Below are 10,483 nucleotides of genomic sequence, written 5' to 3' on the forward strand. Positions count from 1 at the left end.
TACATCAAGCGGATCATCGGCATTCCCGGCGACCGCATCCAGATGAAGCATGGCCTGCTCTACCTGAACGGCGTGCAGGTGCCGCGGGTCAACAAGGGCACGTTCCGCGAGGACTCGGGCTACGGCTTCATGCACGATGTCACCCGCTATCAGGAGACGCTTCCTGGCGGGAAGACCTACATGACCAACGATTTCGGGCCCGACGGCGACCTCGACAACACCGACGAGTTCCTGGTCCCCGAGCACCACTATTTCATGATGGGCGACAACCGCGACAACTCCTCCGACAGCCGGGTCTCGCCCGAGGCCGGCGGCGTGGGCTACGTGCCGGCGGAGAACCTCGAGGGCAAGGCGCAGATCATCCTGCTTTCCTGGTCCAAGGGCGCCTCGATCTTCAAGCCCTGGACCTGGGTCCTGAACCTGCAGCCCAAGCGGTTCTTCAACCTGCTGCAGTGATGAACACGAGAACCGCGGCGATCGCTGAGCTGGAGCGCCGCATCGGCCATGCCTTCGCCGACCGCGACCTCCTGGAGCGCGCGCTTACCCACGCCAGCGTCGGCGACGGCGCCAAAGCCGTACGCCATAACGAACGGCTGGAGTTCCTCGGCGACCGGGTGCTCAACCTGGTGGCCGCCGAGCGGCTGATGGCGCTCGATCCCGACGCGCGGGAAGGGGAGATGTCGCGGCTGATGGCCGGGCTGGTGAACTACCACGCCTGCTCCCGAGCCGCCCGCGCCTGCGGCCTTCCCGACGCCATGCGCTTCTCCGCCAGCGCCAGCAAGGTCGGCGCCCGCGACAGTGACGCGGTGCTGGGCGACGCCTGCGAGGCGCTGATCGCGGCGCTCTACATCGACGGCGGGCTGGAGACGGCGCGGGCCTTCTTCCTGACGTTCTGGGCCGATGAGTTCGAGCGCCTGGACGAGCCGCGGGCCAAGGATCCCAAGACCCAGCTGCAGGAGTGGGCGCAAGGCCGCGGCCTGCCGCTGCCGGCCTACGACCTGGTCGCCCGGGAAGGCCCCGACCATGCGCCCACCTTCACCATCGCCGTCCGCGTGGAAGGTTTTGCTGCGGAACACGGCCAGGGTCGCTCGCGGCAAGACGCCGAGAAGGCTGCGGCCCTGCACATGCTATTGAAGCGCGAGGGCGCGGAAGCCGCCGCCTCCCACCCATCGGACACCCGCCTATGACTCTCCAAAATGACCAGTAGGGCCGGCTTCGCCGCCATTATCGGCGCCCCCAACGCGGGCAAATCAACGCTCACCAACCGCCTGGTCGGGGCCAAGGTCTCGATCGTCACCCAGAAGGTACAGACCACGCGCTTCCCGGTGCGCGGCGTGGCGATGGCCGGCGAGGCCCAGATCGTGCTGGTCGACACACCGGGGATCTTCCAGCCCCGCCGGCGGCTGGATCGCGCCATGATCCGCGCCGCCTGGGGCGGCGCGCAGGATGCCGACGTCATCGTCCATCTGGTCGATAGCCAGGCCGAGCTGAATGCCGGGGAGCCCGGCGCCAAGGCCGCCGACAAGCGCGCCGCCATCGACGTGGAGTCCATCGTCGAGGGACTGAAGGCTGCCGGAAAGACCGCCATCCTGGCGCTCAACAAGATCGACGGCATGAAACGGGACACCTTGCTGGCGCTGTCGAAAAAGCTTTTTGATACCGGCGTCTATTCCGAAGTCTTCATGATCTCAGCCGCCGACGGCAACGGTGTCGACGACCTGAAGAACAGGCTCGCCGAGCTGATGAAGGAAGGCCCCTGGTTCTATCCCGCCGAGCAGACCGCCGACATCCCCGCGCGCCTGCTGGCCGCCGAGATCACCCGAGAGAAGCTCTACCTGCGCGTCCACGAGGAACTGCCCTACGCCGCCGCCGTCGAGACCACCGCCTTCGAAGAGCGCCACGACGGCTCGGCGCGCATCGAGCAGACCATCTACGTCGAGCGCGAGAGCCAGCGCCCGATCATCCTCGGCAAGGGCGGCCAGACGCTCAAGTGGATCGGCCAGAAGGCCCGCGAGGAACTGATCCAGCTGCTCGACCGTCCGGTGCACCTGTTCCTGCACGTCAAGGTCGACGAACGCTGGGCCGACAAGCGCGAGTTCTACGGCGACGTGGGCCTGGACTTCGACGCCTGACCGCTACAGCGGCACCGCCAGGTAGCAGCCGAATTCCTTGGGGAAATCGACGGAGACCCGCGCGTGGACGCGGCTCTGGCGGTCCAGCAGCACGGCGTGGTCGTCCACGGGCACCACCGCGCCGTGCCAGACGCCCGGGTGGACGTAGAGGCCCTGACCGCCGTCGCACCGGAAGGTGACGAACTGCTCGGGCGTCACGTCGTCGCCGGGTAGCGCCATGGGCACGAGAAAGCTCTCACCGTTCAGCGGCCAGAACATCTGCCCGCCGTCGGGATGGTAGTTGGCCCGCCAGATCAGCGCGCGCTCACGCGGCCGGGCAGGACCGTCGAGGGCGGCGGTCTCGGGCCACTGGCTCCAGCCGAACAGGTAGCTGTCGCCCACGGCGTTGTTGCGCGCGTAGAGGGTGTCGCCCTTCCACCAGAACTCGAACAGCCCGTCGGTCACCCCGCCCTGGTCGCCGGAATTGTCGTCCACCGGCCGCCAGCCCTGCGCCGGCCAGCGCACGATCTCGATGGGGAAGGTCTCGGGGTCGGCGGCGACGATCCGGCCATAGCCTTCGACGCTGGCCTCGGTGGCCTGCACCACCGGCGTCTCGCGCGCGGTGCGCACGCCCGTGGTCGGCGTATAGGCGATCTCGCCCGGGTCGAAGTCCATGAGCGCGCGCTCTCCCAGCTCAGGTTGAAGGCCAGTCCGCTGCGCCCGCCACCTCCACCCAGATCGGGTCGGTGTAAGCGCGGCCACCCGCCTTATCCTCCACCACCAGGGCGTACCAAGCCCGGGTATCGGCCTTGAGCGGGAAGCTCACGTGCGTTTCGCGACCCGACGCCGCCAGGTCCAGCGACTTCGCCACGGCGCCCTGACGTATCAGCGACACCGACTTCAGCCCCGTCGCCGCCTTCAGGTCGAAGCCGAGATCGAAGGTTTGGCCGGCCTTGAGCCGCAATGTCTCGCCGAACATCCGGTCGGGGAAGATCAGCGGGCCATAGGTGACATAGGCATGTCCCGCTTTCAGCGCCCGGGCGAAACTGATGGCGGTGACCGGGCCGTCGGGGTGGGCGTAGGTGCGCACCGCCCCTGAGAGCTGGTTCCAGACGTCGTGGGTGTCGGAGCCCGCCGCCAGATAGTGGCGCGCCCCGGCGTTCCAGAACCCCCAGGCCCGCGCCAGCACCTTGTCGTCGTCGCCCCGGTTGTCGGAGTTGATCTCGATCAGGTCGAAGCCGGGGTTGAAGCCGCCCGGCGCCACGCCGCGGTCCAGGCTGGCGAAATAGCCGTAGGGGATCAGCGGGTGGTTGACCTGCAGCACTTCGGCCCCAAGGCGGCGCGCCTCGGCGATCACTGCGTCGATGGTGGTGGCGCCGGTATCTATAGCCAGCGGCTCGCCGAGCTTCACCGGATAGGCGTTGAAATGCGCCCAGGAAGTGGAGATCTCCACCGACGGGATGAACGGCACGCCGCGCCGGTCGGCGATCGCCTGCAGGACGCGATGGTTGACGGTTGCGTCGTGGTCGCTGACGAACAGCAGGTCGAGACCGGCGGCAAGTTGCGAGCGGGCCAGATCGGCCGGCGGCGTGACCGCCTCGGCCTGGTCGGCGTGATGATGCAGATCGGCGGCGTACCACCCGCGGCTGGGCGGATCGGCCAACAGTCTGATGGGCGCCGCCAGGCTCTCGGTCGCGCCCGAGGCGACCTTCGCCTTCACCGTGACCGGCGGAGCCAGCACGTTCAGGCCGTGGGCGACCGACAGCACATAGTCGCCGGGTGCGAGCTTGACCTCCACGACGCCGCCCGCATCGAGCTCGGTGAAGAACACTTTGCGGCCCAGGAATTCCACCACCGGCTTCTGGCCCTGCTCGATGGCGATCCGCGCGTCGAGCGGCGCGCCCGAAGCCTGGTCGGTCACCGAAACGCGCAGGCTCCCCGGCGGGCGAAGGTCTCCGAAATCGCGCACGAGTGTGGCCCCGGCCACGATGGCGGCGGCGGTCCGCGCGGTCTCGGAATAGCTCTTGGCGGTGGCGTAGGCCCTGTAGTCGCCCGCCGGCAGGGCCATGCGGTAGCGTCCGGCCGCGTCCCCAACCGTCCAGGCGTAGGGCTGACCGGACTTCTCGATCACCACCACCGGCGCCGGGATGGGACGGCCGTCGCGCCCGGTGACCTGTCCTTCCAGCTCGCCGGACGGCAGGCGACGGCGGGCGATTTCCACGGCCACCACGGGGGCCAGGTCGCCGCGGGCGCCGACCTGCAGCCAGCCCTCGAACGTCCGGCTTTCGCCCGGCGCCAGGGTGTGGGTCCGGTACATGTCCTTCGACCCGTACCCCACATGCTCGAGGTAAGGGGCGTGCAGCGCGACGAACCAGTCCTCGTCGTAAGCGACCACGCGGTCGGAGAGCGCTCCGGCGGCCGGCCCGTCGTTGACGCCGCCGAGGCCCGGGACCGCGAACAGATGGCCGCTGCTCGGCCAAAGCGTCAGGCCTGAGCGCAGGTCGGCCAGGGCCACGCGGCCGCCGTTGGTCATGGTGACGGCGATGCGCACCTGGTCTTCGCCCGACTTCAGCGCGTAGACCGTGGAGACGGCGACCTCGCCCCAGTCCCGCTCGGTCCGGACCACGACCTCCTGCGGACTGTCCTTGACCACCTCGACGCGGTGATAGGTGTTGGGCCAGGCGGACCAGTTGTTGGGGATGAAGTCGGCGAAGACCACGCGGTCGCGGCCGATCTTGCCGTCCACGACCGGCGCCAGGTCCACCAAGGCGCCGCGCGGGACGCCGTAGGGCGGCGGCGACTCGATGGCGAGCGCGAAGGCCAGCTTCTCATTGACGACGGTCAGGTCCCCGGCCGCGCGGGCGTCGCCGCCGAGGATCGGCGTCGGGCCGCGCACGATCCGCACCTGCGCGGCGGCCATCATGGGCGCCAGGACCACGGCGAGGGCCAGGAGCAGCCCTGGGAACAGCTTCATCGCGACAAGCCTCCGACGTTCCGATTCGCCTTCAAGGCAGCCTGGCACGCCATCTGTGACGCTTCCGCGCGACCTTTGCTCCCGCTCCGCCATTGCTGCCGCAATGGGGGAGGTAGTGCTACCTAGGACCCATGGAATTCGAAGACGACGCCTTCGTGCTCTCCGCCCGCGCATTCGGCGAGACCGGCGCGATTGTCGAGCTCTTGACCGCGCGCCACGGCAAGTACGCCGCCCATGTGGCCGGCGGGGCGTCGCGCAGGATGAAGCCGTTCCTGCAGGCCGGCGCCGCTGTCGGCGTCCGCTACCGCGCCCGCGTCTCCGACCAGTTGGGCGCGGCCACCCTGGAGCCGGTGGGCGAGGGGCCCTCAGCCCTGTTCGACGATGCGCTCGCGCTGGCCGGCCTCTCCGCCGCGGCCGCCGTCGCCGCCGGCGCGCTTCCGGAGCGCGAGCCGCATCCGGGCGCCTACCTGGCCTTCCAGGCGCTCTCAGAGGCGCTCGCCGCGATCGACGACTGGCCGGCGGTTTTCGTGCGCTATGAGGCGGGCCTGCTGCAGGAGCTGGGCTTCGGCCTGGACCTGTCGAAATGCGCCGCCACGGGGACCACCGACGACCTTGTCTACGTCAGCCCGAAGACCGGCCGCGCCGTCTCCCGCGCCGCCGGCGAGCCCTATCACGACCGCATGCTGGTCCTGCCGCCCTTCCTGCTCTCCAGCCAGTCGCGCCTCGAAGCCGGCGACGTTGGCGCGGGCCTAGCGCTCACCGCGCACTTCCTCGAGCAGTTCATCTTCAACCCCATCAACCGCCCCCTGCCGCCCGCCCGCCTCTGGCTGGTCGACCGCCTGAGCGAGGCGGGGCGGCTTTAGCGGTGTGAAAAGATCCGGCCCGTCCGGGGGCGGGCGAGCCGGCAAGGAGGAGCGGAATTAGGCGCCTACGGCTCCTGCGGCGGCTGCGGGGGCATCCAGCGCACCGGGATGCGCACGACGCCGCCCGCCGTCTTCTGGCCGTCTCGGCTCACCGGCTGCATCCGGAATATCTTGGCGAGTTGCAGCGTGGCCGTGCCGAAGTCCTGGTCTGCCAGCGACGGCTCGCGCCCTGCGACCTTCACGTCGTCGCGCCCTATGCCGCATTCGGCCAGCCGTCCGTCCACGCCGATCCGGCAGGTCACGACCACTTGCGCCGAAAGGCCCTGCTTGGCCGCGTCGGCTGGATAGAGGCGTGCGATGTCCTCTATCGTCGGCTTCCTGGTCCAGATTGGCGTCGTGACCGTTGGCGTGGCGTTCCAGAGCGAGTCCTCGTCGGCTGACTCAGTGACTGCCGCCGCGGGCGCATAGCTCGCCGGCATGCGCAGGGCGGGCGCTTCGGCGGCCTTGGCCTTCGCCGGCGTCGCGGTCTTGCCGTCGCGGTCGGGCAGGAAGTCGGGGTAGCGGGTCGTCGGCGGGTTTGTCGGAGGATCACCGGGCAGGACCGGATGGTTGTCGAACGGGATGCTGTAGAAGCCCCGACGCGTGATCGCTTCATCCGGACTCGGATTGGCCCTCAGTCGGATGACCGAGATCACTCGCACTGCCGCTTGCTCGAAGGCCACCTTCAGTTCTGGTCGTTCGGCCGCGCCCTCGAAGTGGTAGCCGACGCACTGCTCCAGCCGCCGAGTGGCCGGATTCGGGGTGCATTGCAGGGTGACCATGCCGGTCAGGCCGGCCTTCTTCGCCGCCGCCGGCCATTCGCGCTGCACGTCGGCGGCGGTGGCGATGGTTTCGAAAGGCGTGAGGGTCATCCGGCAGTTGTGCAGCTCGCGGTTCTCGCCGGGCTTGCACAGGAACGACAGGCCCGGCCGCCAGAGTTTGCGGGCCTCCTCCGGCTCCAGGTGGCCGTTGTTGGGGATGGCGGCGAGGTCCGCGGCCGTCGGCGCGGCTTGTGGCGCGCCCGGGGCCGGCTGGCTGGCCCAGGCGAGTCCGGCGGCGCCTGCGCAGGCGAGGAGCGCCACCGCGGCGCCCAGCCGTCGCGCCGCGATGGCGGGCAGGGGAAACTTCAGCATGGCGATCCTCTCCTTCAGGGGGTGCTCTGCGCTCGCGGGCCAGTGACAGCCGAGCGGCAGGGGTTGGGTGAAGAGCTGGGTCTTGAGCAGCAGCTCGGCATAGGTCCGCCGCTCGCCGGGGAAGCGGCCGATCACCGCGGCGTCGCAGGCCAGTTCCTGGTCCACGCGCATCACTCGCGCCGCCACATGGGCCAACGGGTTGAACCAGCAGACGCACTGCGCGGCGCAGGCGGCGGCGTTGGCGAGCGCGTCGTGGGCGCGCAGGTGCGCGGCCTCATGCGCCAGGATCAGTGTCCGCTCGCCTTCCGAATAGCGGGTCTCGAAGTCGGCCGGCGCGACCACTTTGGGCTTCAGCACGCCGACCACCGCCGGGCCGACGCCCGTGCGTTCGGCGCGGAACAGGCCGGGTTCGGCGAGCGGCGTGAGGTGACCCAGAGCGGCCACGAACCGCGCCTGCCGCCAGGCCAGCAATCCGGCCGCCGCCAGGCCGCCAGCGATCCAGGCGGCCAACAGCAGGGCCGGGATGTCCGGGCCGCTCCGCTGCGTGGCGGCGGCGACGAACTCGTCCGTCACGGCCTCGGCCTGCAACACCATGGGCGCGACGATCGGCGGGGGTTCGGAGACCTTGGCGGCCGGATGCGGCAGCAGCACCGCGCCCGCCGCAAGCACGGGCGCGAGCCACAGCGCATAGGCCGCTCGCGCGCCGAGCCGCCCACGCACCGCCTTGCGCAAGGCGAGCCCCAGGACCACCGCCGCGGCGGCGGCCAGGTTGGCCTTCAGCAGGCCCAGCAGGATGGCGGCGATCATGGCTCGAACCCCTCGATCAGTTTCTTCAGCTCGGCGATGTCTTCGGCGGTGAGCGCGCCCTTCTCGGAGAAGTGGCTGACCAGCGGCGCCAATCGGCCATCGAACAGGCGGTCGAGCAGGCCCTGGCTCTCGGCCTCCAGCCACGCGTCGCGGGCCAGGAAGGGTCGGTAGAGGTATCGGCGCCCATCGCGCTCGGCGCCGATGGCGCCCTTGTTGAGCAGGCGGTTGATCAGGGTCTTCACCGTGGCGTCGGACCACCCCTGGCCCGGCGCCACCTGCGCCGCGATGTCCTCGGCGCTCAGCGGCTCGCGCGCCCACAACGCCCCCATGACTACGCTCTCGGCCGTGCTGATCTTCATGTTTACACCCGTAATCGTCGCCTATCGATTACACTGGTAAACGAATGTGTCAACTCCCCTCCCACTCATCCCCGCGCAGGCGGAGGCTCCAAGCTGACTGGGTGAGTTCGCACGCACGCCATGGATCCCCCGCCTGCGCGGGGATTAGCGGAAATAAGGGGGATAGATTGGTTGTCGCAGGGACGCGGCGTCTCGTGAACCTCTATGCTGGCGCCGTCCTGAGCCTGTGATTCCCTACCCATGACCGACACCACCACCGCCCCGCCGCCCGGCCATCCCGGCGACCGGATCATCGACGAGCCGCTCTCCGAGGCGCTCTCCCGGCGCTACTTGGCCTATGCGCTCAGCGTCATCACCGACCGCGCCCTGCCGGACGTGCGCGATGGGCTCAAACCCGTGCAGCGGCGCGTGCTCTACGCCATGCGCGAGATGCGCCTGAACCCGGACCAGGCCGCGCGCAAATGCGCCAAGGTCGTGGGCGAGGTGATGGGCGGCTACCACCCGCACGGCGACCAGTCGATCTACGACACCCTGGTGCGCATGGCCCAGGACTTTGCCCAGCGCTATCCGCTGGTCAACGGCCAGGGCAACTTCGGCAACATCGACGGCGATAACCCCGCCGCCATGCGCTACACCGAGGCCAAGCTCACCGAGGCGGCCACCCTGCTGCTCGACGGCATCGACGAGGACGCCGTCGACTTCAAGGCCACCTACGACGGCCAGGACACCGAGCCGGTCGTCCTGCCCACCGGCTTCCCGAACCTGCTCGCCAATGGCGCCACCGGCATCGCCGTCGGCATGGCCACCAGCATTCCGCCGCACAACGCCCATGAGCTGATCGACGCCTGCCTGGCCCTGCTCGCCAACCCCGACGCCACCACCGCCGACCTGATGGCCCATGTGAAGGGCCCCGACTTCCCCACCGGCGGCGTCATCGTCGAGCCAGCCGCCAGCCTGCTGGAAACCTACGAGACCGGCCGCGGCGGGGTTCGCCTGCGCGCCCAGTGGTTCAAGGAAGAGACCGGCCGCGGGACCTACCAGATCGTCGTCACCCAGATCCCCTACCAGGTGAAGAAGGCCGACCTGGTCGAACAGCTGGCCGAGCTGATTGAGGCCAAGCGCGTCCCCCTGCTGGGCGACGTCCGCGACGAAAGCGCCGAGGACGTCCGCCTGGTCCTCGAACCCAAGTCCCGCAACGTCGAGCCGGAAGTGCTGATGGAGAGCCTCTTCAAGCTCTCCGACCTGGAGAACCGCTTCAGCGTCAACCTGAACGTCCTCGACGCCCGCGGCACGCCCGGCGTCATGGGCCTGAAGACCGTCTTGCAGGCCTTCCTCGACCACCGCCGCGAGGTGCTGGTCCGCCGCGCCCGCCACCGCCTGGGCAAGATCGAGGCCCGGCTGCACATCCTCGACGGCCTCTTGATCGCCTACCTCAACCTCGACGAGGTGATCCGCATCGTCCGCTACGAGGACGAGCCCAAGGCTAAACTCATCGAGGCCTTCGACCTCACCGAGATCCAGGCCGAGGCCATCCTCAATACTCGCCTGCGCCAGCTCGCCCGCCTGGAGGAGATGGAGCTGCGCCGCGAACACGCCGAACTGGCCGAGGAGCGCGACGGCATCGTCGGCATGTTGGCCAACGACCGCGCCCAGTGGAAACTGGTGGGCGAGGGGCTGAAGCACACGCTTTCCATCGTCGGCGCCGCCACCACGCTCGGCAAACGCCGCTCCGTCTTCGCCGACACCCCGGAGGTCGACGCCGAGGCCGCCATCGAGGCCATGATCGTGCGCGAGCCGATCACCGTGATCCTCTCCGACCGCGGCTGGATTCGCGCCGCAAAGGGCCGCGTCGACGATCCCTCGGAACTGAAGTTCAAGGAGGGCGACAAGCTTCAATTCCTGGTCTCGGCCGAGACCACCGACAAGCTCCTGGTCTTCGCCTCCGACGGCCGCTTCTTCACGCTCGCCTGCGACAAGCTCCCCAGCGCCCGCGGCCACGGCGAGCCCTTACGCCTGATGATCGACCTCGACGACCGCGTCGGCATCGTCGACGTCTTCGTCCATCGTCCCGGCGCCAAGCGCGTCCTGGCCAGCAGGGAAGGCTACGGCTTCATCCTGCCGGAGGAGGAGGCCATCGCCTTCCGCCGCGCCGGCAAACAGGTCCTGAACCCCGGCCCCAAGGGCGCGCTCGCCAGCC

Annotated in this window: 9 protein-coding genes; 5 read left to right on the top strand and 4 right to left on the bottom strand. The window is 69.6% G+C overall.

All coding sequences use genetic code 11. The features are described 5' to 3' along the window. The 3 genes from lepB to era form a co-directional block, all read left to right on the top strand. On the top strand, window positions 1-456 hold a 456-nt coding region (lepB, locus tag E8A12_RS16360), incomplete at its 5' end, for a signal peptidase I (protein ID WP_293370727.1). Further along, the gene (gene rnc, locus E8A12_RS16365; RefSeq protein ID WP_293370729.1) at window positions 456-1,187 is read left to right on the top strand and encodes a ribonuclease III; all 732 of its coding nucleotides are present in this window, start codon (window positions 456-458) and stop codon (window positions 1,185-1,187) included. The genes lepB and rnc, both read left to right, overlap by 1 nt. Window positions 1,188-1,196: 9 nt before the next feature. Next, window positions 1,197-2,132, top strand: a complete 936-nt coding sequence (gene era, locus E8A12_RS16370) for a GTPase Era (RefSeq protein WP_293370731.1) — start codon at window positions 1,197-1,199, stop codon at window positions 2,130-2,132. 3 nt (window positions 2,133-2,135) lie between these two features. Here era and E8A12_RS16375 read toward each other — a convergent pair whose 3' ends face one another. Next, window positions 2,136-2,786, bottom strand: coding sequence for an ureidoglycolate lyase (locus E8A12_RS16375; RefSeq protein WP_293370733.1), 651 nt, complete (start codon window positions 2,784-2,786; stop codon window positions 2,136-2,138). 19 nt (window positions 2,787-2,805) lie between these two features. Further along, window positions 2,806-5,085, bottom strand: coding sequence for a CehA/McbA family metallohydrolase (locus E8A12_RS16380; protein ID WP_293370735.1), 2,280 nt, complete (start codon window positions 5,083-5,085; stop codon window positions 2,806-2,808). A gap of 131 nt (window positions 5,086-5,216) precedes the next feature. Here E8A12_RS16380 and recO point away from each other — a divergent pair, with 131 nt between their 5' ends. After that, entirely contained in the window at window positions 5,217-5,948 is a 732-nt protein-coding gene (gene recO / locus E8A12_RS16385) for a DNA repair protein RecO (RefSeq protein WP_293370737.1), read from the top strand. 65 nt (window positions 5,949-6,013) lie between these two features. Here recO and E8A12_RS16390 read toward each other — a convergent pair whose 3' ends face one another. Then, a complete protein-coding gene (locus E8A12_RS16390) occupies window positions 6,014-7,927 on the bottom strand; it encodes a M56 family metallopeptidase (RefSeq protein WP_293370739.1) in 1,914 nt (637 codons plus the stop codon). After that, on the bottom strand, window positions 7,924-8,286 hold the full coding sequence (locus E8A12_RS16395; RefSeq protein WP_293370741.1) for a BlaI/MecI/CopY family transcriptional regulator: 363 nt from the start codon (window positions 8,284-8,286) through the stop codon (window positions 7,924-7,926). Before E8A12_RS16395 ends, E8A12_RS16390 begins: the two co-directional genes overlap by 4 nt. Window positions 8,287-8,526: 240 nt before the next feature. Between E8A12_RS16395 and parC the strand changes: the two genes are divergently transcribed. Then, window positions 8,527-10,483: DNA topoisomerase IV subunit A (parC, locus tag E8A12_RS16400; RefSeq protein ID WP_293370743.1), on the top strand; the 1,957-nt coding region annotated here is incomplete at its 3' end.

The sequence above is a fragment of the Phenylobacterium sp. genome (assembly GCF_004799395.1).
Classification (GTDB): domain Bacteria; phylum Pseudomonadota; class Alphaproteobacteria; order Caulobacterales; family Caulobacteraceae; genus Phenylobacterium.